This window comes from Streptomyces sp. AC512_CC834 (assembly GCF_019049325.1).
Lineage (GTDB): Bacteria > Actinomycetota > Actinomycetes > Streptomycetales > Streptomycetaceae > Streptomyces.
Window position 1 is genome coordinate 912,394 of sequence record NZ_JAGMUO010000097.1, and the last position, 25,043, is coordinate 937,436.

At 73.2% G+C, this 25,043-nt stretch carries 22 protein-coding genes; 10 read left to right on the forward strand and 12 right to left on the reverse strand.

Annotated elements, in window-relative coordinates:
• Positions 1–15 precede the first annotated feature (15 nt).
• Entirely contained in the window at positions 16–894 is an 879-nt protein-coding gene (locus KUM40_RS31755; RefSeq protein ID WP_217169658.1) for an alpha/beta fold hydrolase, read from the forward strand.
• On the opposite strand, the gene KUM40_RS31760 is transcribed toward KUM40_RS31755, so the two are convergent.
• Together KUM40_RS31760 and KUM40_RS31765 are read right to left on the reverse strand one after the other, a co-directional pair.
• Entirely contained in the window at positions 846–1,715 is an 870-nt protein-coding gene (locus tag KUM40_RS31760; protein ID WP_217169660.1) for an alpha/beta fold hydrolase, read from the reverse strand. The genes KUM40_RS31755 and KUM40_RS31760 overlap by 49 nt on opposite strands.
• 161 nt (positions 1,716–1,876) lie before the next feature.
• Positions 1,877–2,371, reverse strand: coding sequence for an SRPBCC family protein (locus tag KUM40_RS31765; RefSeq protein WP_374227441.1), 495 nt, complete (start codon positions 2,369–2,371; stop codon positions 1,877–1,879).
• Positions 2,372–2,591: 220 nt separating this feature from the next.
• Here KUM40_RS31765 and KUM40_RS31770 point away from each other — a divergent pair, with 220 nt between their 5' ends.
• From KUM40_RS31770 to KUM40_RS31795, 6 genes are all read left to right on the forward strand, one after another.
• Positions 2,592–3,248, forward strand: coding sequence for a hypothetical protein (locus tag KUM40_RS31770; RefSeq protein WP_217169661.1), 657 nt, complete (start codon positions 2,592–2,594; stop codon positions 3,246–3,248).
• Between the two features lie 49 nt (positions 3,249–3,297).
• The gene (locus KUM40_RS31775) at positions 3,298–5,055 is read left to right on the forward strand and encodes an NAD(P)/FAD-dependent oxidoreductase (RefSeq protein ID WP_217169663.1); all 1,758 of its coding nucleotides are present in this window, start codon (positions 3,298–3,300) and stop codon (positions 5,053–5,055) included.
• Positions 5,056–5,204: 149 nt separating this feature from the next.
• Positions 5,205–5,729 (forward strand): RNA polymerase sigma factor, encoded by a 525-nt coding sequence (locus KUM40_RS31780; protein WP_302180913.1) that lies wholly within the window; start codon positions 5,205–5,207, stop codon positions 5,727–5,729.
• Between the two features lie 64 nt (positions 5,730–5,793).
• Positions 5,794–6,552, forward strand: coding sequence for a hypothetical protein (locus tag KUM40_RS31785; RefSeq protein ID WP_217169665.1), 759 nt, complete (start codon positions 5,794–5,796; stop codon positions 6,550–6,552).
• 52 nt (positions 6,553–6,604) lie between these two features.
• A complete protein-coding gene (locus KUM40_RS31790) occupies positions 6,605–8,182 on the forward strand; it encodes an AarF/ABC1/UbiB kinase family protein (protein ID WP_217169666.1) in 1,578 nt (525 codons plus the stop codon).
• Positions 8,183–8,276: 94 nt separating this feature from the next.
• Positions 8,277–9,155, forward strand: a complete 879-nt coding sequence (locus KUM40_RS31795) for an SAM-dependent methyltransferase (RefSeq protein ID WP_217169668.1) — start codon at positions 8,277–8,279, stop codon at positions 9,153–9,155.
• Positions 9,156–9,227: 72 nt separating this feature from the next.
• On the opposite strand, the gene KUM40_RS31800 is transcribed toward KUM40_RS31795, so the two are convergent.
• The 9 genes from KUM40_RS31800 to KUM40_RS31840 all read right to left on the reverse strand — a co-directional run bounded on the left by KUM40_RS31800 (position 9,228) and on the right by KUM40_RS31840 (position 18,587).
• Entirely contained in the window at positions 9,228–10,469 is a 1,242-nt protein-coding gene (locus KUM40_RS31800) for a wax ester/triacylglycerol synthase family O-acyltransferase (protein WP_217169671.1), read from the reverse strand.
• A 53-nt stretch (positions 10,470–10,522) separates the two neighbouring features.
• Positions 10,523–11,845 (reverse strand): FAD-binding oxidoreductase, encoded by a 1,323-nt coding sequence (locus tag KUM40_RS31805; protein ID WP_217169674.1) that lies wholly within the window; start codon positions 11,843–11,845, stop codon positions 10,523–10,525.
• Complete coding sequence (locus KUM40_RS31810; RefSeq protein WP_217169676.1) at positions 11,842–12,408, reverse strand: flavin reductase family protein; 567 nt, start codon at positions 12,406–12,408, stop codon at positions 11,842–11,844. Before KUM40_RS31810 ends, KUM40_RS31805 begins: the two co-directional genes overlap by 4 nt.
• Complete coding sequence (locus tag KUM40_RS31815) at positions 12,380–12,847, reverse strand: aromatase/cyclase (RefSeq protein WP_217169677.1); 468 nt, start codon at positions 12,845–12,847, stop codon at positions 12,380–12,382. Before KUM40_RS31815 ends, KUM40_RS31810 begins: the two co-directional genes overlap by 29 nt.
• 146 nt (positions 12,848–12,993) lie before the next feature.
• Entirely contained in the window at positions 12,994–14,319 is a 1,326-nt protein-coding gene (locus tag KUM40_RS31820; RefSeq protein WP_217169678.1) for an aspartate aminotransferase family protein, read from the reverse strand.
• Positions 14,319–15,446, reverse strand: a complete 1,128-nt coding sequence (locus tag KUM40_RS31825) for an SDR family oxidoreductase (RefSeq protein ID WP_217169680.1) — start codon at positions 15,444–15,446, stop codon at positions 14,319–14,321. Before KUM40_RS31825 ends, KUM40_RS31820 begins: the two co-directional genes overlap by 1 nt.
• 446 nt (positions 15,447–15,892) lie before the next feature.
• Positions 15,893–17,026 carry an acyl-CoA dehydrogenase family protein gene (locus KUM40_RS31830; RefSeq protein ID WP_217169681.1) on the reverse strand — a complete coding sequence of 378 codons (1,134 nt, stop codon included), beginning with the start codon at positions 17,024–17,026 and terminating at the stop codon, positions 15,893–15,895.
• Between the two features lie 99 nt (positions 17,027–17,125).
• The gene (locus tag KUM40_RS31835; protein WP_217169682.1) at positions 17,126–18,088 is read right to left on the reverse strand and encodes a bifunctional lysylphosphatidylglycerol flippase/synthetase MprF; all 963 of its coding nucleotides are present in this window, start codon (positions 18,086–18,088) and stop codon (positions 17,126–17,128) included.
• Entirely contained in the window at positions 18,072–18,587 is a 516-nt protein-coding gene (locus KUM40_RS31840; protein ID WP_217169683.1) for a hypothetical protein, read from the reverse strand. The genes KUM40_RS31835 and KUM40_RS31840 overlap by 17 nt, the downstream gene beginning before the upstream one ends.
• Before the next feature lie 150 nt (positions 18,588–18,737).
• Between KUM40_RS31840 and KUM40_RS31845 the strand changes: the two genes are divergently transcribed.
• The 3 genes from KUM40_RS31845 to KUM40_RS31855 all read left to right on the forward strand — a co-directional run bounded on the left by KUM40_RS31845 (position 18,738) and on the right by KUM40_RS31855 (position 23,379).
• Positions 18,738–20,138: a PLP-dependent aminotransferase family protein gene (locus KUM40_RS31845; protein WP_217169685.1), complete on the forward strand. Its 1,401-nt coding sequence runs from the start codon at positions 18,738–18,740 to the stop codon at positions 20,136–20,138.
• A gap of 171 nt (positions 20,139–20,309) precedes the next feature.
• A complete protein-coding gene (locus KUM40_RS31850) occupies positions 20,310–21,896 on the forward strand; it encodes an alkaline phosphatase (RefSeq protein WP_217169686.1) in 1,587 nt (528 codons plus the stop codon).
• 169 nt (positions 21,897–22,065) lie between these two features.
• Positions 22,066–23,379 (forward strand): GNAT family N-acetyltransferase, encoded by a 1,314-nt coding sequence (locus tag KUM40_RS31855; protein WP_217169688.1) that lies wholly within the window; start codon positions 22,066–22,068, stop codon positions 23,377–23,379.
• Positions 23,380–23,803: 424 nt separating this feature from the next.
• On the opposite strand, the gene KUM40_RS31860 is transcribed toward KUM40_RS31855, so the two are convergent.
• Positions 23,804–25,030, reverse strand: coding sequence for a PLP-dependent aspartate aminotransferase family protein (locus KUM40_RS31860; protein ID WP_217169690.1), 1,227 nt, complete (start codon positions 25,028–25,030; stop codon positions 23,804–23,806).
• Positions 25,031–25,043: the final 13 nt, after the last annotated feature.

Sequence of the window (25,043 nt, forward strand, 5' to 3'; positions counted from 1 at the left end):
CCGACAAGGAGCCCCATGTCCGCGACGCTCTCCTTCACGGCCCCCACCGGACACGGTCCGCAGGACGTCACCCTCGCCTACACGCGCGTGGGCACCGGCGAGCCGCTGCTTCTGCTGCACGGCATCGGCCACCACCGGCAGGCCTGGGACCCGGTGATCGACATCCTCGCCACCGAACGCGAGGTGACGGCCGTGGACCTGCCCGGGTTCGGCGAGTCCTCCGCGCTGCCGCACGGACTGCCGCACGACCTGCCGACCACGAACGCGGTGCTCGGCGCCTTCTGCGCGGAACTCGGCCTGGAACGCCCGCACGTGGCGGGCAACTCGCTGGGCGGCCTGCTGGCCCTGGAGCTCGGCCGGGAGAACCTGGTGCGGTCGGTGACGGCCCTGTCCCCGGCCGGCTTCTGGACGCCGGCCGAGCGGCGCTACGCCTTCGGCGTCCTGACCGGCATGCGCCGCACCGCCCGGAGTCTGCCGCTCCCGCTGGTCGAGCGGCTGTCCCGCACTGCGGTCGGCCGCACCGCGCTGACCAGCACGATCTACGCCCGTCCCGGCCGGCGCTCCCCCGAGGCCGTGGTCGCCGAGACGCTCGCGCTCGCGCACTCCGACGGGTTCTCCCCGACGCTGCGGGCCGGACGGAGCGTGCGGTTCACCGACGACGTCCCCGGCATCCCCGTCACCGTGGCGTGGGGCAACCGGGACCGGCTGCTCCTGCCCCGGCAGGGCATACGCGCCAAGCACGCCGTCCCGCGGGCACGGCTGGTGCGGCTGCCCGGCTGCGGCCACGTCCCCATGAACGACGACCCGGCACTGGTGGCCCGCGTCGTCCTGGACGGCAGCCGCCCTCAGGAGGCCAGCGCGGCGAGGACCTCCTTCAGCACGGTCGGGTTGTAGGGCATGCTGACGTGCGGTGTGTGGTCGTCCGGGTCGATGTCCTGGAGGACGATGTTGTTGACGTAGCGGCCCTCCGCCTGTTCCAGGGCGCATGACGTGTACGGCGTGACCACGTCGTCGTACCGGGTGGCGACGACCGTGTGCCGCACGCCCTCGGTGGTCTCGCCGAGGTCGGCCAGCTCGCGCTGGAAGGGGTGGTCGTGCTGGAGCTGCGGCCAGGCCGGCACGACCTCTCCGATCACGCCCTGTTCGACGAGTTCGACCGCTCCGGGGATCTGGCGCGCGAGGTTCATCAGGCCCTGCGCCGTGACGCCGTGGTTGCTGGGCGCGATGCCGACGAAATTGTGCACCTTGGGCCCGCCGCCCAGGGCGTTGAGGTAGTAGCGCGGCATCATGCCGCCCTGCGAGAAGCCGACGAGGTCGACCTGCTGGGCGCCCGTGCGCCGCAGCACCTCGTCGACGAACTCGGCTAGCTGCCGGGCGGAGTGCTTGATGTCGCCGAGGCCGAAGATCACGGGGTTGCCGTGCTGGCCGTAGTCGAGCCGGAAGACGCGGTGGCCGTGCTGCCGCAGGAAGGGCGTGGCCGAGGTCCAGGTGTAGCCGCGGTTGCCGAAGGTGCCGTGCACCAGCACCACGGGGCGCGGGTGTTCTTCCGTCGCCGGGACGCTCCAGTCGTCCGCACCCGCCTGTACGTCGACGGTCGCGACGACCTGCGCGCCGCCGGCCTGCACGACGCCGGTCAGCCGGTGCGGGGCTTCGGTGAGGTCCGCGATCGCGTCCTCGGAGTTGACCCCCGGGATACGGGGATTCAGGAAACTCACGACGATCTCCCTGTCGTTGGGAATACCCGTCGGGATTGCCGATGGGCTCGCTGCGACTTCCCAGTCTCGCGTCCATCGAAATGCGCAACGATCCCTCGTCCGGGGGAAAGAATTCCCTCCATCGAGTAAGTAGGGTTCATTTATTCGAATATTTGAATGCGTCATACGGCCAGCAGTCCGGTCGCAGCGCGCAGGAGGCGCACGTACCAGCCGCACCCGGCGGGTCGGGCCACCCTTCCGGTCAGGGCCCGCTCGGCGCAGTCCAGACTGTGCCGGAACGCCGCGTCGTGCAGCGGCCGGACGATCAGCGCCCAGGCCAGCCAGCGCACTCCGCGCGGACGCACGACGAGGGTGTTGCGCAGCACGCTCAGTCGCTCGTCGAGGCCTTCGACGCTGAACTCGTGAAAGCCCTCGAACCCACGCGGACCGGTGAACCGGAACCGGACCCACCGGCCCGGCACATAGTGACTCACGACGTACCGGACCGGTCCGTGGCCGCCGGACACTCCGACGGAAAGGGGCCGTTCGAGACGCATCGGCGGCCAGTCGGGCGGCCAGAGGCGGTCGTCCTCGCCGCCCAGCGAGTCGATCAGGGCTCCCACGGTCTCCGGCGGGGCGGGCAGGGTGCGTTCATGCACGTTCAGTACGGCGATCACGGAATTCAGCCTGCCCGCAGGCGCCTGCCGACAACTCCGCCGAAAGGTGGGGGCGGGAAAGCACGCCCGGAGCGCGTTTCCCCGGCCGCGCGCCGTAGTTCGCGCGCCAACGCGCGGTCGGAGGACGGTCGTTGTGCGTGGGGGGTGGGGCGGCGTCCGAGCGTAAGGACAGATGAGACGCCGGACCGCCGGTACGGCTCACAGCAAGGGAGACATGGTCATGGCCGCAGGGCCCGAGGTGCCCGGGGTGCCCGAGTCCGGTGACGACGGGGCGAGTTGGCCCGTCGTTCCGCCGGAGGCGCTGCCCGGGACGTGGCAGCCCCTGCTGGGGCGACCCGCCCTGGCGGAGCTGCTCGCTCATCCTCTCGCGGGTGCCGCGCTGACACGGATGTGCCGACTGCCGCCCCGGGTCGCGTTGCACTCCCTGCGGACGTTTCTGCTGGCCGACGCCTGTGCGCGGACGCATGGCACCGCCTACGACCGGGTCGGCCTGCTGGCCGCCGCGGCCTTCCACGACGCCGCCCTGGTGGGGCGCACGCCCCTCGGCCGCGGGGGATTCCCGGGCCACGGCGCCGAGTTGCTCGACCGCTTCCTGGTCGCGCATCAGGTGGGTGCGGCACGGCGCGGGGCCCTGACCCGCGCCGTGCGCGAGCACATGCGGCCGTTCCCGGCGCGCGACGCCGGGCCGGAGGCGCGGCTGCTGCACTTCGGTGCGTGGCTCGACGTCACCGGGCGCGGCGAGCGCCTCGTACCGGGAGACCGGCGCCGGCTGTCCGAGCTGGCGCCCACTCCGTGGTTCGCCGTCTCCTTCTCCGCCCGGGTGGCGGCCTGCGGGCTGCGCCGGGTACTGCCCGCCTCCACGGTCGCCCACCGGTGACCGGGGACGCGGGCAACTCGCTCTTCCCGTCGCGAAAGGAACCGCAGACATGCAAGAGGACCAGCGTGTTTTCGATGTCGCCATCGTGGGTGGCGGCATCGGCGGGACGATGCTGGGGGCCGTTCTCGCGCGCAACGGTGTGCGCGTGCTGCTGCTGGAGGGCAGCGGCCACCCCCGCTTCGCCATCGGAGAGTCCACCGTCCCCGAGACCACGTTCGGCCTGAGGGTGCTGGCCCGCCGCTACGGCGTCCCGGAGATCGAGCACCTGGCGACCAACGGGGCGCTGCGCCGCCACGTGTCGTCCAACTGCGGGGTCAAGCGGAACTTCAGCTTCGTCTACCACCGGGAGGGCGAGCCGACCCGGCCCGACGAGTGCACGCAGTACCCCACCTGGGGCCCGCCGCTGGGCCCGGACTCGCACTACTTCCGGCAGGACGTGGACGCGTACATGTTCCACGTCGCCGTGTCGTACGGCGTCACCGCGTACACCCACACCCTCGTCGACGACGTGAAGTTCGAGGAGGACGGCGCCACCCTCGTCACCCGGGAGCGGGGCAGTTTCCGGGCGTCGTACGTGGTCGACGCCGGCGGGATGCGGGCGGTGCTGCCCGAACGGCTCGGGCTGCGGCAGGATCCGCCGTACCGCACACGGTCGCGCACGATCTTCACGCACATGGTGGACGTGCGGCCCTTCGACACCGTGGCGCCGCCGCGGGAACAGCACGGCATGCCCAGCCCGTTCAGCCAGGGAACGCTCCATCACATGTTCCGGGGCGGGTGGCTGTGGGTCATCCCGTTCGACAACCAGTCGACGAGCACGAGCGAGCTGTGCAGCGTCGGCGTCAACCTCGATCTCGACCACTACCCACGCCCGGACGACGTGTCGGCCGAGGACGAGTTCTGGCAGCACGTGGGCCGGTTCCCCAGTGTGGCGCGGCAGTTCGAGCGGGCGCGGGCGGTGCGTCCGTACGTGTCCACGGACCGCACGCAGTTCGCCTCGCAGAAGGTGGTGGGCGACCGCTGGTGCCTGCTGCCGCACGCCAGCGACTTCGTCGACCCGCTGTTCTCCAGCGGCCTCGCGGTCACCGTGATGGCGCTCAACGCGCTGGGCCACCGGCTCATCGAGGCCGTGCGTCAGGACGACTTCGACACCGCCCGGTTCGCGTACCTGGACCACTGGACCAAGCGCATGTTCCGGTTCTACGACGACCTGGTGTCGTGCAGCTACATCTCGTTCGACGACTTCGACCTGTGGAACGCCTGGAACCGGGTGTGGACCATCACCACGCTGTACGGGACCAACTCCCAGAACCAGGCCGCGGTGACGTTCGAGAAGACGCACGACCCCGCGTGCTTCGACACGCTGGAGCTGCCGCCGTACCGGGGCCTCCAGGGGATCGACAACCCCTGGGTGGAGCGGCTCTTCGACCAGTCGAGGGACGCCGTACTCGCCTACAAGGAAGGTGAGCTGACGAAGGAACAGACGATCGCCCGCATCTACGAACTGCTGCGCGAGAGCGAGCTGTGCCCGGCGGTGTGGGGCACGCTCGACCCCGAGGACCGCTGCCCCGCCGGCGTGTTCACCCTGTGGCCGCTGATGAAGATCCTGCTGTGGGGCAAGTACCGCTCGCCGCGGCACGTGCGCGGGTCCTACTTCACCGGCGGCGCGCGCATGGTGGGCAAGGAGGCCGTCCAGGCGTACACCACCGAGCTGCGCGCCGGCAGCTCCCAGGTGCACCAGACCGTACGGGACATGTGGTTCAACTGGAACCGCGATTGGGCCCGGCGTCCGGCACCGCGGAAATGACAGCGAAGAATCATTCCTGCCGACCGCCGGAGTCACATATTCCGGTTTGCCGCTCCTGGGCCTCGGGTAGGAAAACCACATGGCCGACAATGCAAAGTCGGCCGCGGTTCTCCCTGCTCAATCCGAGAGACAACGGGCTGCAATCCACAATGGTGCGACATTCCACCTGTCAATCGCCCGCTGAATGCTCCTGGGAAGACATCTCCCAGCATCAGGACCGCCTCATGCGGTTGGTTCGGCGAAGACTGCCGAGTTTTCAGGACGCCGAGGACTGCGTTCAGGAAACCATGGCCCGCGCAGCCGCTCACGCCTCGTTGGACAGGAATCGACTCGGTGCCTTTCTGACGTCCGTGGCGCTCCGCCTCTGCATCGACTTCTACCGTGAAACCGAGCGTCGCAGCAGACTTCTGCAGCGGGCGGCGCTCATGGACGCCCCCGGTACGACCGAGGAGGACGTCTGCGACAAGGACTTCGGCAGATGGCTGCTGGGTCAGGTGCAACACCTGCGGGGGCGCGAACAGGAGGTCATACTCGCCCGCGCCAAGGGGATTTCCACTGCGGAATTCGCCCGCATGCACAACATCTCAGTCAAGGCGGCCGAAGCCGCTTTCACCAGAGGCCGCGCCCGTCTCAAGAACGCGTGCGCCAAGGCCCTTGAAGGCTGCATCCAATAATTCCGGAAGCCGCATCTCCTCGTATCAGAGAGACAACGCAGAGAAACGGAAGGGGACCCCACCCATGTCCAACAACAAGAACATTCAGGACATCTTCAAGGATCTGGTCGGCAATATGGCCGACAGCGGGAAGGAGGCCTTCGACGACATGCTCAACCGGCCGGACAAGCCCGGCTCGTCCACCTCCGGGAATCCCCTCGACACCCTGGCCGGGCTGCCCGCGAACGCGCTGGGAACGCTGGCCGGCGCCGTCAACCCGGCGACCGCGCTGGCGGGCGCCGCCAACCCGCTGGCGGCCCTCGCGGGGGGTGTGGGAGGCCTCGGCGGTGCGGGCAACCCCCTCGCCGCGCTGGGCCCGGGAGCCGCGAGCCAGTTGGCGAACATCGCCGGGGCGGCGCAGAACCCCCTGGCCGCGCTCACCGGAGCCGCCGGGGCGGGCAACCCGCTCGCGGCCGTGGCCGGGGCGGCGAACCCGCTCGCCGCCCTCGGCGGAGCCGGCAACCCCCTGGCGGCGCTGGGCGGCGCCGCGAACCCGCTCGCCGCAGTCGGCGGTGCGGCCGGCGCCCTCGGGGGGCTCGGCCAGCTCGCCGGGGGCCTCGGGCACGCGGCCGGCGGGGTGGGCGACCTGATGTCGCTCCCGACCCAGCTCACCCAGCTCCTCCAGGTGCTGCCCAAGCTCATCGAGGCACTCCAGGGCCTGCAGAACCTGACCAACCTCCCGGCCCAGGCCGGGCAGCAGGGCCTCGCCGCTCTCCAGGGCCTGACCGGGCAGCAGCCGGGCGGCGGCCAGTCCCAGGGCGGGCAGTCGTCGTCCTCGAGCTGACCTGCCGTGCCGTCGCCGCGTACCGCTCCCCGACCGAGGAGGATCACCCACGATGACGTCTGTCGTCGGCGACCGGCTGCGCCTCGTGGTCAAGGTCCTGGGCAGCCTCGTGGCCGACGAGGTGGGGCAGGCGACGCGGCTGCGCAGACGTGCGCGACGTGACGCGTGGTCCCCGGCGGAGGGCGCCGACGCCTCCGCCGGGTCCGGCGCCGACGCCTCGGCCGGGTCGGAGCAACGCCGTGCCAAGGCGGTCCGGCAGGCACTGGAGAGCCTCGGGCCGTTCTACGTGAAGCTCGGTCAGATCCTGTCCACCCGGCCGGACATGGTCCCGCTGTCGATCCGCGAGGAGCTGCAGAACCTCCACGACCAGGTGGACGTGCAGCCGTTCTCGGTGTTCGAACCGGTGCTGGCGCGGGACCTCGGGCCGGACTGGAAACTGCGCTTCGACGACGTCGAGACCGCCGCCCCGCTCGGGGCGGCGTCCCTCGCCCAGGTCTACCGGGTGACCCTGCCCGGCGGACGCCCGGCCGTGGTCAAGATCCAGCGGCCGGGCATCCGCGAGGGTGTGCTCGCGGACATGGCCCTGATGCGCCGGGCGTCGAAGATCGTGGCCCGCGTCGCGCCCCGGTTCAACGAGGTCATCGACATCGAGGCGATGCTCGGTTCGGTCTTCGACGCGATGGAGCCGGAGCTGGACTTCAACGGCGAGGCCCGCAACATGGACGAGGCCCGCGAGCACGTCAGACCGTTCCGCTCGCTGGAGGTGCCCCGGGTGCTGCACGCCACTCCCCGGGTCCTCGTCCAGTCGCTGGCCGGCGGGAAGTCGGTGCGGCACATCGACCGCGCCCACTTCACGGACGACGAGCGCGTCGAGATCGGCAGGGACCTGCTGCGCTTCATGTACCACGGGTACTTCGTGCACCGCTTCTTCCACGCGGACCCGCACGCGGGCAACATCTTCGCCGCGCCCGGCGGGCCCGCGACGATGATCGACTGGGGCATGGTCGGCCGTCTCGACCGGCGCACCAGCCTGCAACTGCTGCCGCTGTTCATGACGTTGGCACAGAACGACGGCGCGGGGCTGGCGCAGCACTGGGCAGAGATGGGCCGGATGACGCCTTGGGCCAACATGCCGGCGTTCGCGGCCGACATGGCCGCGTTCGTGCCCAAGGTCTCCCATCTGTCGCTGGAGGACATGAACTTCGGCGTCGCACTCACCACGGTGCTGGCCAAGGCGACCAAGCGGGGCATCGGTTCGCCCCCGGCCGTCTCGCTGCTGGGCAAGTCGTTCGCCAACCTGGACGGCTCGGTGCGCTGCCTGGCCCCCGAGATCACGCTGCCGGAGGTGTTCCAGGGCGAGGTGCCGAAGATCCTCTTCTCGCTGGGCCGGGAGTTCCTCGGCCGCAACCAGTTCGCCCGCAACTCCATGGAGGTGCTGCTGGCCGCCGTCACCAGCCCCGAACAGGTCCGCGGGGTGCTGTCCGACATCGCCAACCGCCAGTTCGCGCTGAACATCCACGAGCCGCGGACACCCGCCGCGATGGGCGGCCAGCGGCCCACCCGCCCCTCCAACGGACTGCTGGCGCTGGGCGCCCTGGCGGTCCTGCTCAGCCGCCGCCGCTCCCCCTGAACGGCACCGCACGCCCGCCGAACCGACCCCACCGACCCCACCGACCCCACCGACCCCACCGACCCCACCGACTCCACCGACACGGAGGTCTCCCATGCCGGACACCGCCCGGCCCCACTCCTCGCCCCCGTCGGGCGCCCCGCTGCCGGACGGGCTGTCCCGGGTCGCCCTGTGGACGGCGTCCGCCCACGCCGCCGAGTACGGCAGGACCGCGCCGTACGTCCGCGATCCGTGGGCCGCGGACTTCCTCCACGCGGCCGGTTTCGCCGGTGGCCCACCGGGCGACGGCCCGCTCCAGCGGCTGCTGCCCGACTGGGCCGTGGTGCGTACCCGCTTCTACGACGAGCACCTGGTGGCCGCGGCCCGCTCGGGCTGCCGCCAGGTGGTGCTGCTCGGGGCCGGTCTCGACACCCGCGCCTTCCGGCTCGACTGGCCGACCGGTACCCACGTCTTCGAGGTCGAGGATCCGGCACTGCTGGCCTTCAAGGATCAGGTACTGGACTGCGCCCCGCCGTCCTGCGGGCGGCGCAGCACCGTCGGCGCCGACTTGGCCGGCTCCTGGGGCGAGGACCTGCTCGCCGCGGGGCTGGATCCGCGCCGGCCCACCGCGTGGCTGTGCGAGACACACCTGTACCACCTCCAGCCGCGCACGGTGGAGTCCGTCGTCCGTACGATGACCGGGCTCTCCGCGCCCGGCAGCACCTTCGGTGCCGAGTGCGTGAACGCGGGGGCCGCGTCCTCGTCGTTCGTGGCGCCCTTCCTGGAGGCTCTCTCGGCCACCGGGATCTCCTGGCACTGGCAACTGGCCGACCCGGAGGGCTGGTGGGCGGAGCACGGCTGGGACGCGGAGGTGGCGGACCTGTTCACCCTGCCGTACGTGGTCCAGCGGCTGGCGCCCTATCTGCCGCTGCTCAGCGAGGCCGCGGCGAAGTGCGTGTTCCTGACGACCGGGACGCTGGGCGACCGCCGCTGAGATGGCGACCGGACGACACGGCAGGAGCCTCGGTGCCCGAGGCTCCTGCCGTGTCGTCCGGTCGCGCGGCTCCTACGGCCGTTCCAGTTCCAGGAGTGCCGCGAGCCACAGGTCCGGGAGTTCGTCGGCGGTCGTCAGCGCCTCGTCGTGGATCACCGCGAGGCAGGCGGTGTCGTGCTGGCTCGTGAGTGTGGTGAGGCAGCGGATTCCGGCACCGAGCCCGGAGTAGACGACGGCCCGGCGGGCGGCGTTGCCCCGGTGGACGAGGGCGCTGCCGAAGTTCACGCTGCTCGCGGGCCCGGCGACGGACCGGCCGTTCACCATCCGGGTCCCGACCCGTGCGCCGATCCCGCGCGGCCCGGCCGTCAGCATCAGGCGCAGGGCCTCACGCTGGCGGCCGGTGCGCAGGGCGTCGGTGCGGGCCATGACGCGGTCCAGGGCGTGCCGCGGGGACGGCGCGTCGCAGGGCAGCAGGACGCGGGCGACGACGAGCCGGTTGCCGGGGGCGCACTCCTCGCCCCGGGGCCGCACCGACATCGGGACCGCCACCGGCAGCGGCGGATGGCCGGATCCGGTGCCCTTCTGGTGCCACGCGCCCACGGCGTGGGCGAGCGCGGCGAGGAAGACGTCGTTGACCGTGGCGCCGTGGGCACGGCCGACGGCGCGCAGTCGCGCCACCGGGACGACCGCCTGGCACATGTTCGTCCGTCCGCTGACCGGTACGTCGAAGGCGGGCTTGTCGGTGCGGCGGAAGGAGGCCGCCATGTCGGCGACGGCACTGGCGATGCCGCTGAGGGCGGGCCGCCCGCGGCGGTGCGCGGGCGGCCCGCCCGCGGGGTCGTCGTCGAGCAGTGCCCGTGCGGTGTGCGCGGCGCCCACACCGTCCTGGAAGGTGTGGTCGGTGCGGTAGCACAGACTGTGTCCGCCGGTCGGACCGTGCACCAGCCACACGTCCCAGGGCGGTCTGCCGTCGCCGCCCATGGGCCGGGACAGCATCAGCCGTCCCGCTCCCGAGCCGTCGTCGTCCCCGGGCAGCCAGGCCTCGTGCACGTGCCGCTCCACGTCGATCCGCTCGACGCGGGAGAACGTGCGGCTCTCGCGCGCGATGCGGTAGCGCAACGCCGGGATGCGGTGGGCGCGTTCGGCGACCCGGGCGCGTACCGACTCCAGGGAGGGGGCGCGGCCGGAGAACCCGAACAGGAGACCGGCGGGCAGCGGTCTGCCGCCCATGGCCAGGTGGTAGGCGAGGTCGGCGGTGCCCATGGGCAGGGACACCGGCAGTCCGCCGTCGGTGCCGGGGTGGGGGTGGCGCATCGGGAACCTCTCTGTCGGTTGCGAGGACATGGCTACCGCGCCGGGCCGTCCCGTCAGCACGTGTGCCGCGCGACACGCCCGAGCGTGTCCACGTAACCGCGCAGCAGGAGCCGGCCGGGTCCGCGCAGGGGCAGGCGTGGGGCCCTGGAGCGGTGCCAGGGCAGTGGCTCGCCGGATTCCGGCTCGCCCAGCAGGGCCGCGGCGACGTGCGCGCCGTGCGCCACGGACAGGGCGAGGCCGTGCCCGCAGCAGCCGCCGACGTACCAGACGTCGGGGAAGCCGGGGACCGGCCCGACCACCGGCAGGTCGTCGCCGGTCATGCCGATCCGGCCGGACCAGCGGTGGCTGACCCGGACCCGGGCGAGGTCGGCGTGCAGGGACCGCAGCCAGGCCTCCAGCCGGGCCCAGGCGCGCTCGCGCAGGGCGTCGAGCCGCGGGGCGCCGAGCCCGGCCGGGACCGTGGCGGTGCCGCCGCCCGCCACCAGGCCCCGGTCCGGGAGCAGTCGGAAGTACGGCGCCAGCGGCACGGCGTCGACGACGGCGTGCCCGGCGCGCCCGCCCAGTGCCTCGTACGCCGCGGCACCGATCGGCTCGGTGGCGACGGCGTACACCTCCAGCGGGAGGATCGTGCCCACCGGCAGGTCCAGTGCCTGTGCGGCGGAGTTGACGGCCAGCACCGCCTGGCCGGCGTAGAGCCGGCCGTGCGGGAGGACCAGTTCGGGGCCGACCAGGTCGCCGGGGCGCAGGGCCAGCAGCGGGCTGCGGCCGTAGAACCGCACGCCCTTGTCCGCGCAGGCGCGGGCCAGCGCGCAGGTCAGGGCGGCCGGGTCCAGGGTGGCCGCCGGACGGTGCAGCAGCGCCGCCCGGTAGGGCACGCCGACCCGCTCGCGGATGCCGGCCGGGGTGAGCACGGGGACGTCCAGGCCGAGTTCGCGGCATGCGCGGGCCTGCCGGGCGAGCGCCACCAGGCCCGCCGGTGAGCGCGTGGCCATGAGCTGGTCGCCGGGTCGCAGCCCGCAGGGCACGTCGAGGCGCGCGCACAGGTCGAGCACGTCCCGCACCGCCTGCTGACTGGCCCGGTGCATCCGGCGTGCCGTCGGGGCGCCGAACCGGCGCACGGCGCGGTCGAGGGCGGGTCCGGCCCGGGGACCCAGCAGACCGGTGCCCCGGCCGCTGGCCCCGGCGGCCGGGTGCTCGGCGTCCACCACGGCGATGTCGAGCCCGGGGGCGCGTTCCGCGAGGTGGTAGGCGCAGGACAGGCCGGCCAGACCGGCCCCGACGACGGCCACGTCCGCGGTGACCACGCCGTGCAACTGGGGCTGGGGCGGCAGTTCGGCCGGGCCCCAGTACGGCGTTCCGGCCGGCCGCCCGGTCATCCGGCGGCGTCCGGCAGCGGCTCGGTCAGCGAGCCGAAGCGGCGGTCGTGCCACAGCAGCGGGCGGCCGGGGCCCACGTGCACGGCGGCGAGCCGGCCGACGACGAGGTGGTGGTCGCCGTAGCGGCGTACGTCCTCGGTGAGGCACACCGACCAGGCGAGCGCGCCGGCCAGTACGGGGACGCCCAGCACCTGCCGGGTGTCGGTCCCCGCGAACCGCTCGGCCGCGGTCGTCGTCGAGGACGCGAACCGGCCGGCCAGCTCCCGCTGTTCCTCGCGCAGCAGGTGCACGGCGAAGGCTCGGCGGGCGCGGAGCGCGGCGAGGGTGCGGGAGCCGTCGCGCAGGCAGGCCAGGAGCAGCGGCGGCCGGGCGGAGAGCGAGGTGACGGCGGAGACGGTCATGCCGAGGGGGCCGTCCTGACCGCGGGCGGTCACCACGGCCACCCCGGCGGCCAGCTTGGCGTACAGGCCGAGGCAGCGGGCGGCGCCCGGTCCCGGTTCCTCGTGCAGGGGGTCGGCGGTCGCCGCCGCCCGGTCAGCGACGAGCCGCAGCCGCGCGTTCATCGATCACCTCCGCGTCCGCCAGGCCCCGCAGCACCCGGGCGATGTTGGTCCGCACCGTCGACTCGGCCACCGGGTCGAGGATCTCGGCCAGCGAGGGGATGCCCAGGTCGAAGGCGGCGGTGAACACGACGAGGGTGCCGTCGCCGCGTGCCTCGCAGCGCCAGCTTCCCTCGAAGGTCTGGAAGTCGCCGCTGAGCTGCTCGAAGGCGAGGGAGTACGTCGCGGGCGAGTAGGTGTCGCGTTCCCGCCAGCGCATCAGGCCGCCCCGGAACTCGACGGTCCAGTCCGAGACGGTGGAGCCGTCGGGCAGCGGCGGCTCGACGCGCACCTCGCGGAAGGTGTCGCTGTACTCGGGGTAGCGGCCGAAATCGCTGATGCGGCGGTAGACGTCGGCGGGTGCCAGGCCGTCGGCGAGGGCGTGCAGGACCACGTGGCGCATGGGTCGTTCGGTTCCTTCCCGGAGGGTTCGCTGGCGCTGTGTCGGCCGGCCCGGTGTCAACCGGCCCGGTGTCAGCCGGCCCGGTGTCAGCCGGCCCGGTGTCAGCCGGCCCGGTGTCAGCCGGCCCGGTGTCAGCCGGCCCGGTGTCAGCCGGCCATGCGGCCGGCCGTGCTGTGCAGGGCCTCGGTGAGCGTGGTGAGGAACAGGTCGAGCGCGGTGTCCTCGACCACGGCCGGCGGGGTGAGCCGCAGCACCCGGGTGGAGTTGAGGGAGTGGTTGACGAGCACGCCGCGGGCGATCAGCTCCAGCAGGAGTTCGCCGACGGCCTGTTCCTCGGCGAACTCGATGCCGATCAGCAGTCCCCGGCCGCGCACCTCGCGCACCAGGCCGCCCTCGTAGGGCGCACACACCTCCCGTACGGCGGTCAGGACGCGCGTGCCGAGCGTGGCGGCCCGGGCGACGGTGTTCTCCTCCTCCATCGCCCGTACGGTGGCGAGGGCGGCGGCGCAGGCGATCGGGGAGGCGCCGAAGGTGGAGGTGTGCAGGTAGGGGTCGCGGCTGAAGGGCGCGTACGCGTCCGCGGTGGCGGCCATGGCGGCGATCGGTACGACTCCGCCGCTGAGCCCCTTGCCGGCCAGCAGCACGTCCGGGCGTACCCCCTCGGCGTCGACGCCCCACCAGGTGCCGAGCCGTCCCATGCCGGTCTGGATCTCGTCGACGACGAGCAGGGCGCCGTAGGCGCTGCACAGCGCGCGGACCTGGCTCAGGTAGCCGGGGCGCGGAATACGGACGCCGCCCTCGCCCTGGACGGGTTCGACGATGACGCAGGCCCGGTCCCGGCGGGCGGCCAGCGCCTGTTCGAGGTCGGCGGGGTCGTCGTAGGCGACCTGGGTGACGTCGGGGAGCAGGGGCTGGAAGGGCGTCTGGTAGGTGGGGTTGGCGGTGACGCTCAGCGCGCCCATCGTCTTGCCGTGGAAGCCGCGGCGCGTGGTGATCACCGAGCTGCGGCCGTGGGCGCGGGCCAGTTTCAGGGCGGCCTCGGTGGCCTCGGCGCCGGAGTTGACGAAGTGGACGTAGTCGACGCCGGGCGGGGTGTGCGCGGCGAGGGCCTGGGCGGCTCGGGCGGCGACGGGTTCGAGGAAGACGCGGCTGGCCAGCGGGTGGGTGTCGATCTGGCGGTGCACCGCCTCGACGACGGCCGGGTGCCGGTGGCCGAGGATGAAGACGCCGTAGCCGCCGAAGTCCAGGAAGCGGCGGCCGTCGTCGGCGTGGATCCAGGCACCCTCGGAGCGGACCTCGGACATGCCGCCCATGACCCGGCCCATGACGGCGCGGCCGGAGCCGATGTGCTTGAGGTAGAGGTCGACGACGTCGGTGGTGGCCTCGGCGGGTCCGGCGGATCCGGCGGATCCGGTGGTCCCGGTGGGTCCGGTGGGTCCGGTGGTCTCGGTGGAGGGGGGCGACAGGGTCATCAGGCCACCTCCGTCGCGCTCGCCGCGGCCGCGTGCGCGCGGTGCCGGCTGAGCACTCCGGGCCGGTCCGCCGCCCAGCTCTCCAGGTTGCGGACGAGGGCCGCGCGCAGGTCGGCGTGGGTGAGGCGGGTGCCGCAGTGGGGAGTGCCGAGGGAGGAGTCGAACGGCAGCTCGCGCTGGAAGACCAGAAGCAGTTCGGCGTAGTGCTGGAACCGCTGCCGCACCGAGGCGGGCAGCGAGGTGCCCTCCAGCATCGGCAGCAGCAGCCGGTGGACGGCCTCGACGGGGATGAGCCGGGGGCGCAGGGGCCGCGGCAGGCCGTGGCGGACGGCGAACTCGGCGCAGGTGTCGGCGATCTCGCTCAGGGCGGGGGCCTGACCGCCCGCGGTGAGCCAGTACTCTCCGCTGCCGACGCCGCCGCGGATCAGGTCGCCGACGGCCCGGGTGACGTAGTCCTGCGGGATCATGTCGACGCGGGCCTCGGGGGCGCCCGGCAGCACCGGCACCTGGCCGAGGACCATCGCGCCGATCGTCTTGGTCAGGCCCTGCTGCCCGGCGATGTGCCCGGTGGACGAGTGGCCCATGACGACGGAGGGGCGAACGATGGCGCCGGGCAGGCCCGCGTCGCGCATCAACTGCTCGGCCCTGCTCTTGGACGCGAGGTAGGCGGCGGCGCCGGGGAAGCGCTCCTGGTCCTCCTCGCTCGGGGTGTTGGCGACGAAGGCGGTGCTGACCAGGTAGAGGGGGGCGTCGGCGCGGGCGGCGAGGTCGAGCATCGTCTCCGCGCCGAGGGTGTTGGTCCGCACGATCTCCTCGGGCGGGGTGCGCCAGTTGGTCTGGGCGGCGGAGTGCAACACCACGTCGACGCGCAGGGCCAGTTCGTACCAGGCGCCGGCGTCCAGGCCGAGGCGCGGGGCGAGGAGGTCGCCCTCGATCTCGCGCACCCGCGGGTCGTGCAGTGGCCTGGCGCGGCGCAGGCAGAGCAGGTCGTAGTCGGGCGCCAGTTCGTCGATCAGGGCCCGCCCGAGGACTCCCGAGCCGCCGGTGAGCAGCAGGGTGGGACGGTCGCGCGCAGGGCTGCGCGGTGGCGCGGGCAGGACGGTGGGGCGTGGGGCGTTTCGCGGCATGGTGGGCTCCCCTCGACGGGTTTCGACTGCCGTGGAACGTGGGGTGGCGGATCGGTGACCGACACCGCGAGGGCCGGACGGCGGCCGGCGTTGAAACGGGCGGGCGGGGCAGGACGGGTGGGACCGGCGGGACGGGCAGGACCGGCGGGACGGGCAGGACCGGCGGGACGGGTGGGACCGGCGGGACGGGTGGGACCGGCGGGACGGGCAGGACTGGCGGGACCGGCGGGACCGGCGGGACCGGCGGGACCGGCGGGGTGAGCGGGACGGGCAGGACGGGCAGGACTGGCAGGACTGGCGGGAGTGGCGGGACGGGCAGGTCGGGCAGGACGAGCAGGACCGGCGAGGTGGGCGGGATGAGCAGGACCGACAGGACCGGCAGGGTAGACGGACCGGCAGGACCGGCAGGTCGGGTGGGACCGGCGGGGTGGGCGGGGCGGTGCGTGTCAGGCGATGGCGAGGGGGCCGTCGGCCAGGTACGCGGAGAGGGGGCCGGCCATGCGGGAGCGCGACGGCGGGTGCAGGGACAGTCCGTTGGCGCAGGCGGCCAGGTGGCCCACCTCGTCGGAGGTCATGAAGTTCAGTCCGCCGAGCAGTTCGACCGCGCGGGGGACGATGCGGGCGAGGGCGTCCTGGATGCCGTAGCGCACGCACAGCGCCTGGGCGAGGGCCGACTCGTCCAGGTCCCCGGCGTCGACGCGGCGGGCGACGCCCTCGGCGGTGGCCATGGCGGCCTCGGTCTCGACGAAGAGGCGTACGCGCTCGTGCTCGGGGATCCGGTCGTTCAGCAGCACGCGTTCCACCAGGGCGGACGCCGCGCCGAGGTAGCTGCCGGTCATCAGCACCTGGAACCAGACCAGGCCGGCGGTCTGGAGCTCGTCGAGGCGCTCCCCGGAGGTGGTCGCGGTGCGCAGGACGAGTTCCGGCGGGACGAGGACGTCGGTGAGGGTGACCTGTTCGCTCTCGGCGCCCGCAAGGAAGGTACTGGACCAGAAGCCGCTGACGCTCAGGCCCTCGCTGTCGGCGGGCACCAGGGCCACGGCGAGTTCGTCGCCCTGGCCGTCCTCGCGCGGGATCACCACACCCGCGGTGAGCACGTCCATGGAGTGGGCGAGGCTGCACGGGCGTTTGACGCCGTTGATCCGGATGCCGTCCGCGGTCGCGGTGGCGGTCATCGACGGGTCCAGGATGCCGGCGCCGCTGCGGCCCTCCGCGAAGCCGGAGGCGATGACACGGTTGCTCGAGGCCACGCCTTCGATCAGCATCCACTCCAGGCCGTCGCCGAGACCGCCGAGACCGACCAGGGTGGCCATGGAGAAGTGGTGCATGGTGGTGGCCACGGCCAGGGACGGTGAGCGGCTCCCGATGGCCCGCTGCACCCGCAGGGCGTCCAGCGCGGTGGCGCCGCGCCCCTGGTGCGACTCGGGGACGAGCAGTCCGGGACCGCCGCTGTCCCGGAAGTGCCGGATGCCCGGGCTGCCCGGCCGCTCCAGTTCCATCAGGGGAATCTCGCGCAGGGCGGGGTCCAGGTCGGGCAGCAGCTTGGCGAGGGTGGTGCGTTCACGCTCGAGGAATCTCATGGGCGTGCGGTCCTCCTGGGTGGTGGGACGGGGGACGGGACATGGGGACGGGCCGGGACTGCGGCGCGGACGTGGGCGGGGCCGTGCGGGCGCCGGTTCTCACACGGCGTTGGTGGCGCGCAGCAGTTGCCACACGGCACCGGGGCGGGGCCTGCCGCGGAAGGCGATGTACTCCGGGAGGACCGCGTGCGGCGCCCACTTCTGCTTGTACTCGAGCTGGGAGGCCGCGGGGTATACCGCGTCGCCGTGCTCGGCCAGCAGCCGGGCGAACCGGGTGAACAGGCGGCTGGCGCCGGGCAGTTCATGGCACGGATCGAGACCGGTGAACGGCGTGAACCCGAAGTGCAGCCAGCCGGCTCCGTCGGCGGTCAGCCGCTCCATCACGGTCGCGTTGAGCGCCTCCATCACACCGGGCGGGGCGTCGGGGCGGCGCCGGCTGAGGTCGTGCAGCATGCCGGGGCGACTGCCGTAGACCGGCGAGTAGTTGACGTACCCGACCACCTCGCCGTCGATCCGGCCGACGAACAGGCGGCGGTGCCTCTGGAGGCCGCCGGTGCGCTGGCCGACGAGGAACCGCAGCTCCTTGACGTGCCGGCCCTTCTCCCGCAGCCAGCGCTGGTCGATCCGGTCCAGCTCGGCGCAGTCGTCGCCGTCGAGTACCTCGGCGACCTCAAGACCGGCCCGCCGGGCGCGCGAGATCTTGTTCCGCAGGCGCACGAACCGTGAGCCGCGCAGCGTGAAGCGGCTCAGGTCGACGGCGTACGACGCCCCGATCTGGTTGACCGTGAACCCGTGCGCCGCGTACAGCTCCGCGTCCGCCCGCTGCAGTTGTACGGCGACCAGGCGGCGTCCGGTGTGGGCGGCGAAGGCGTCCAGCAGCCGCGCCCGGTACTCGGGGGCCGTGAAGGGGCCGCCGAATTGCAGGACGTAGCGGCCGGAGGTGCGGTAGGCGCAGGCACCCTCGAACCGGTCGTCGTGGAAGAACGTGTTCCCGCTGTTGAGAGCGAGAAAGGAACTGGGGTTGTCGCTGTGCGCGGCGAGCGTCTCACGTACGGACGGCATCGGTGTCCTCCACGGAATTCCGCACCGCACCGCTCGCGGCGGCTTCACCGGAATGCGCCTCCGGTCGATACCGCTGCTCGAACACCCGGAACGCCGCGTTCGTTTCCGGTTCGAAGGCGACGCCGAAGGGTTTCAGGGAGTTCCCGAAGAGCGCCCGGTCGCCCATGAGGTGGATCGGAAGGGCGAGCAGTGCCCATTCCGGCCGGACGAACAGCGCCCACACCCCGGCCAGCACACCCGCGGTGACCAGGCTGTGCATCGTGTTGTAGGCCACGTAGTAGCCGCGCGGAACCCGTCTGTCCGGGCGGCGCCGGAAGGCGATCGCGCCGGGGATGTATCCGATGACGTCGATCACCGTGAACAGCAGCACGAATACGCCCCAGCGGATTTCCGTACGGTGCTGGAAGGCGAGCACGAGCGATACGGCGAGAAAGCCCAGCCATTCGAGTCGGGAGAGAGCGAAGGTGACCTTCGTCTCGAAACGGTTCTTGGCGTCCACGGGCGCTCCTGGATTGCGCGTACGATTCCGGGGCCCGGCAGCGGCCTGCCCCCTCGCTGTGGTCTGTCACTCCGGTTTACGCACCAGCGGGTCCAACCCCTCGTAAAGTGGAGGTGATTGGGACGACGTGATCCTCGGGGGACTGTTTTCGTGACATCAGCGTGGGAGTTGCTGCTGCCCGCCGCCTCGGCACCGGCACGCGCGCGTGGCCGTGCCCTCCAGGCGGCGCTGCGGGACGCGGTCCGCTCGGGCCGGCTGGCCCCCGGCACCCGACTGCCGTCGAGCCGGGACCTCGCGGGCGACCTCGGCGTGTCGCGCGGGCTGGTGACGGAGGCGTACGAGCAACTGACGGCCGAGGGGTATCTGCGTAGCGGACAGGGTGCGGGAACCTGGGTGGGCGAGGCCGTACGGGCCGCCCGTCCGCGCACGCGTGATCTCGCCCCGCGCCCGGCCGGTGACCGGGTCGACTTCGTGCCGGGGACACCGGACCTGTCGCTCTTCCCCCGTGCGGCGTGGGCCGCGGCGCAGCGGAGCGTGCTGACGGACCTGCCGCACGAGGGCCTCGGTTATCCGGACCCGCGCGGGCTGCCCCGGCTGCGGACGGCGCTGGCCGAACTGCTCTCGCGGCGCCGGGGCGTGGTGGCCGACCCCGAGCGCGTCGTGGTGGTCTCCGGAGTGGCGCAGGCGACCGCGCTGCTGGCGGGCGTGCTCCACGCGCGCGGGTGGCGCACCGCCGGCGTCGAGGACCCCGGCAGCCCTCAGCACTGCGCCCTGTACGCGTCGGCGGGCGTCGGCACCGTGCCCCTGCCTCTGGACGACGAGGGGCTCGCCCTCGGCCCGCTGCGCGCCTCGGGCGTACGGGCCGTCGTGACGACACCGGCCCACCAGTTCCCCACCGGGATCGCCTACTCGGCGCGGCGGCGTGCCGAACTGCTCGACTGGGCCCGGTCCGTGGACGGTCTCGTCCTGGAGGACGACTACGACGGCGACTTCCGCTACGACCGTGCCCCCGTGGGCGCCCTCCAGGGGCTCGATCCCGAACACGTCGCCTATACGGGGTCGGTCAGCAAGTCCCTGGCTCCCGGGCTGCGGCTGGGCTGGCTACTGGTGCCCGACTGGCTGGCGGACGACGTGGTCGAACGCAAACGCACCACCGACCTCGGCCACCCTGCCCTCGACCAGGCGCTGTTCGCGCGCTTCGTCGAGCGCGGCGACTACGACCGCCAGCTCCGTGTCTGCCAGCGCGCCTACCGCGAACGCCGCGACGCCCTGGTCGACGCGCTGGCCGAACACTTCCCCGGCTCACGTGTCACCGGCATCGCCGCCGGCCTCCACGCCATCGCCACGCTCCCCGAGCGGTACGGGCCCGAGGAACGCTTCCTCGCGCGCGTGACGGGGGCGGGCGTCGCGGTGCGCCCGCTGGCGGCGTACGGGCACGGGGTGGCCGGTGGTCCTGCGGCGGGGAAGGAGGTGCGTCTGGTGCTGGGGTACGCGCCGCTGACGCCGGGGCGGATCCGGGCGGGGGTGGAGAGGATGGCCGAGGCGGTGTGACGGCGCATGCGGCGCCTACGGCGCATGCGGCGGATTCGCTCGGGCTATTGGGGTTGTTCGGGTTGTTCGGGTTGTTCACCCGCAGTTTCCGTGAGCGCCGCGCCCGGCCAGTAGGTCTGGCTCTGCACACTGGCCGGAACCCTGGCCGGATCCCGTCCCTGGAGGCGCACCATGTCCCCTCGTCCGTTGCCCGGTCGCCGCAGCGTGCTGCGCGGTTCGCTCGCCGCCTCGGCGGCCCTGACCCTGCCCACCGCCCTGGGGGCGGCACCGGCGTTGGCCCGTTCCGGGCGGCCGGGGGCGGGCTGGGGTGTGCAGACGGGAGACGTGACCTCCCACTCCGGTCTGGTGTGGGTGCGGTCCGACCGGCCGGCCCGGATGATCGTCGAGACGTCCGCGACCGAGTCGTTCCGCAACCCGCACCGGTGGCACGGTCCGCTGCTCGGGCGCGACACCGACTTCACCGGCACCACCCGGCTGCGCGGCCTGCCGCCGGGCGAGCAGATCCACTACCGCGTGCTCCTCGCCGACCCGGACGACCCGCGCCGCACCGGCGAACCGGTGCCCGGCACCTTCCGCACGGTGCCGGTCCGCCGGCGCGACGGCGTGCGTTTCGTGTGGTCCGGCGACCTCGCGGGGCAGGGCTGGGGCATCAACCCCGACCTCGGCGGCTACCGCATCTACGACGCCATGGGCGCCCTGGACCCGGACTTCTTCCTGTGCAGCGGCGACAACATCTACGCCGACGGTCCCATCGCGGAGACGGCCGCTCTGCCCGACGGCAGTACCTGGCGGAACATCACCACCGAGGAGAAGTCCAAGGTCGCCGAGACCCTCGCCGAGTTCCGCGGCAACTTCCGCTACAACCTGCTCGACGAGAACCTGAAGCGCTTCAACGCCCGGGTCCCCTCCATCATCCAGTGGGACGACCACGAGGTCCGCAACAACTGGTACCCGGGCCAGGTGATCGCGGACACCGACAACCGCTACACCGAGAAGAGCGTGGACGTGCTGGCGGGCCGGGCCCGGCGCGCGTTCGGTGAGTACTTCCCGATCTCCACCCTGCGCCCCGGCGCGCGGGAGGGGCGCGTGCACCGGGTGCTGCGCCAGGGTCCGCTCCTCGACGTGTTCGTGCTGGACATGCGGACGTACCGCAACGCCAACACCCCCGGCGACCAGACCGTGGACCCGCAGGGCATCCTGGGCCGCGAGCAGTTGGAGTGGCTCAAGCGGGAGCTGGCGCGCTCGCGTGCGGTGTGGAAGGTGATCGCCGCCGACATGCCGATCGGGCTGGTCGTGCCCGACGCCACCGAGGGCGCCGCCAACATCGAGGCGATCGCGCAGGGCGACCCCGGCGCGCCGCTGGGGCGCGAGCTGCAGATCGCCGAGCTGCTGCGCTTCGTCAAGCACCGGCGGATCACCGGCACGGTGTGGCTGACGGCGGACGTGCACCACACCTCGGCCCAGCACTACCAGCCCTCGCGGGCGTCGTTCACCGACTTCGAGCCGTTCTGGGAGTTCGTGTCCGGGCCGCTCAACTCGGGCGCGTTCCCGGCCAGTGAGCTGGACGGCACGTTCGGTCCTGAACGGATGTTCGTGAAGGCGCCGACCGCCTCGAACGTCTCTCCCGCGGGCGGCTACCAGTTCTTCGGCGAGGTCGACATCGACGGCGACAGCGCGGAGTTGACGGTGCGCCTGCGTGAGCAGGACGGCACGGTGCTGTTCACGAAGGTCCTCCGGCCGGGACGGGTCGGCCAGTAGTCCCGTAGCCTGGGCCGTGCCGCGCATCGGCGTCATCCCCCGGTGCGCGGCGCGGGATTCCGCCGCCGCAAAGGCGAAAAATCGCCCAGAAGCCTTCTTTACCCATCGGTCACAGAGCGTTCGTGATCACGCAACACCGTTCCTTCACAGTGGGTGCATGAGTCGAGACATGTCTGATGTGACGGATGGCGTGGCACGCCTCGTCGAACACGGTCCCGCGGTGCCCGCCATGGTGCTGGCCTCGGTGGCCGCGCTGATCGCCACGGCGCGCTTCCACACCCGGTGGTCACGGCGCCACGGCCAGGCGCCGCCGGCGGACGATACCGACGCCCGGCCGTCGACCGGGCCCGAGGGCGGTGAGTGCGCGCTGTGGCGGATGCGGACGACGGTGCGGGACGCGCCGGGATCGCTGGCCGTGCTGTGCGCGGCCCTCGCCGAGCGGCGGATCGACATCCTGAGCCTGCAGACTCACCCGCTGGCCGAGGGCACGATGGACGAGTTCCTGCTCCGGGCTCCGGGCGAACTGAGCGGGGCCGGGCTGGCGGACGTGGTGACGGCGGCGGGCGGCGCCCGCACCTGGACCGAGCGGGCGGACGCCCACGACCTGGTGGACGCGCCGACCCGGGTGCTGGGCCTGGCCACCCGTACGGCTCTGGACGCGGCGGAACTGCCACTGGCGCTCAGGCAGTTGCTGGGAAGGTGCACCATCAGGTCGCTGCCCGCGGGCACGGGCACGGGCACGGGCGCAGGCGCTGATACGGATGCGACCGGCGCCGTACCGCCGGAAGGCGTCCTCGAGGACACCGTGCTGCGGCTGCACGCCCCGGACGGCGGGGTGATCAGCGTGGAGCGCGCCCATCTGCCGTTCACCCCGGCCGAGTTCGCCCGGGCGCGGGCCCTGGTCGAGCTGGACGCCCGGCTCGGACCGCGGATCCCGCACGGTCTGGACGTGCTGACGCTGCCCGAGGGAAGCGACATCACGATCCGCCGGGCCGACACGCGGGACGTTCCGGCGGCGAAGGCGATGCACGAGCGCTGCTCGGCGCGGACGCTCGGGATGCGGTACCACGGCCCGGTCGGGGACGCCGACCGGTATCTCAACCACCTGCTGAGTCCCCGTTTCGGCCGCACCCTGGCCGCGCAGACCGCCTCGGGGCGGATCGTCGGGCTCGGTCATCTGCTGTGGGACGGGGACGAGACGGAGGTCGCGCTCCTCGTCGAGGACGCCTGGCAGCGCCGGGGCATCGGCGGCGAACTCCTCGGCCGACTCGTGGCGATGGCAACGGAGACGGAGACGGGCTGCGAGAGCGTGTACGCGGTCACGCAGGCGTCCAACACCGGCATGGTCGCCGCGATGCGCGGCCTGGGCCTCCCCCTCGACTACCAGATCGAGGAGGGGACCCTGGTCGTCACGGCCCGCCTGGACCCGTCGGCCCGATCCGCGGCGCGGCTGCCGCACGGGGAGCGCATCGGCCAGGAGTAGGAACAAGTCGGCGGAGCGAGCGGGCGCGGCGAGGCCGCGGGTCTTCCGGCCCACGGCCCCGCCGTCCTGCGGGCTCCCGCAGCCACCCCGGCTCGCGGCCACTCAGCCCGCGACGGCACCCCCACAACGGAGCCGCCGGCCTTCCGGCCCGCAGCCACCCCGACCTGCCGCCACCCGGCCCGCGACAGCACCCCGCAGCGGGGTCACGGATCTTCCGGCCCGCAGCCAACCCCGACCCACAGCCACCCGGCCCGCGACAGCGCCTCCCGCAGCGGAGCCGCGGGGCTCTCAGCACGCGACAGCGCCCTCCTCCCCCGCATCGGGGCCCGCGGGTCCTTCGGTCCGCAGTCGCTCCGTGCGCGACAGCGCCCCCCGCGGCGGGGGCCGCGGGAGCTTCCATGCCGCAGTCGCCCCCGATCCGCGGTCACTCGACCCGCGACAGCGCCTCCCGCTGCGGGATCGCGTCGGAGGCCGTCCGCTCCCCCAGCGCGCGGTCCAGGTCGGCCCAGAGGTCGTCGACGTCCTCGAGGCCGACCGACAGCCTCAGCAGCCGGTCGCCGACCCCGGCGCCCCTGCGGTCGGCGGCGTCCACGATGCGGTGGCTGATGGACGCCGGGTGCTGGATGAGCGTGTCGACGCTGCCGAGGCTCACCGCCGGGGTGATCAGCCGGACGCCGCCGATGACCTCGTGCGGATCGCCGTGGACCTCGAAGGAGACCATCGCGCCACCGATGCGCGGATAGTGGACGCGGGCCACCCGCGGGTCGGCGGCGAGGCGGCCGGCGAGTTCCGCGGCGTTCGCGGAGGCGGCCCGCACCCGCACGGGCAGGGTGGACAGCCCGCGCAGCAGGAGGTAGCCGGCCAGCGGGTGCAGTACGCCGCCCGTCGCGAAGCGGACCTGCCGCAGCCGTCCCGCGAACTCCTCGTCGCAGGCCACCACCCCGGCCAGCACGTCCCCGTGCCCGCCGAGGTACTTGGTGGCACTGTGCAGGACCAGCCGGGCCCCGTGTTCGGCGGGGCGCTGGAGCACGGGTGTGGCGAAGGTGTTGTCCACGAGCAGCGGCACGGATCCGCAGGCGTGGGCGACGGCCCGCAGGTCGACCTCGGCCAGCGTGGGGTTGGCCGGTGACTCCACGAGCACCAGCCCGGTGTCGGGGCGCAGCGCGTCCGCGACGCCCGCCGGGTCGGTCCAGGTGACCTCGGAGCCGAGCAGCCCGGCGGTCAGCAGGTGGTCGCTGCAGCCGTACAGCGGCCGTACGGCGACGACGTGCCGCAGCCCCATGGAGCCGCGGACCAGCAGGACGGCGCTCAGCGCGGCCATCCCGCTGGCGAAGGCGACGGCGGCCTCGGTCCCCTCCAGCCGGGCCAGGGCCGTCTCGAAGCGGGCGACGGTCGGGTTGCCGAGGCGGCCGTAGACGGGCGGTCCCTCCGGCTCGGCGCCGGTGGCGGCGAACGCGTCGATGCGGGCGGCCTCACCTCTGCTGTCGTACGACGGGTAGGTCGTCGACAGGTCGATGGGCGGGGCGTGCAGTCCCAGGGCGGCGAGGTCGTCGCGGCCGGCGTGCACGGCTTCGGTGGCCAGTGCCCTGCCCGTGGGTGCGGTGGGGGGTACGTCGTCGGACGGTGACGTGTGCGTGCGCGCTGAGTCCATGCCCGAAGGGTGA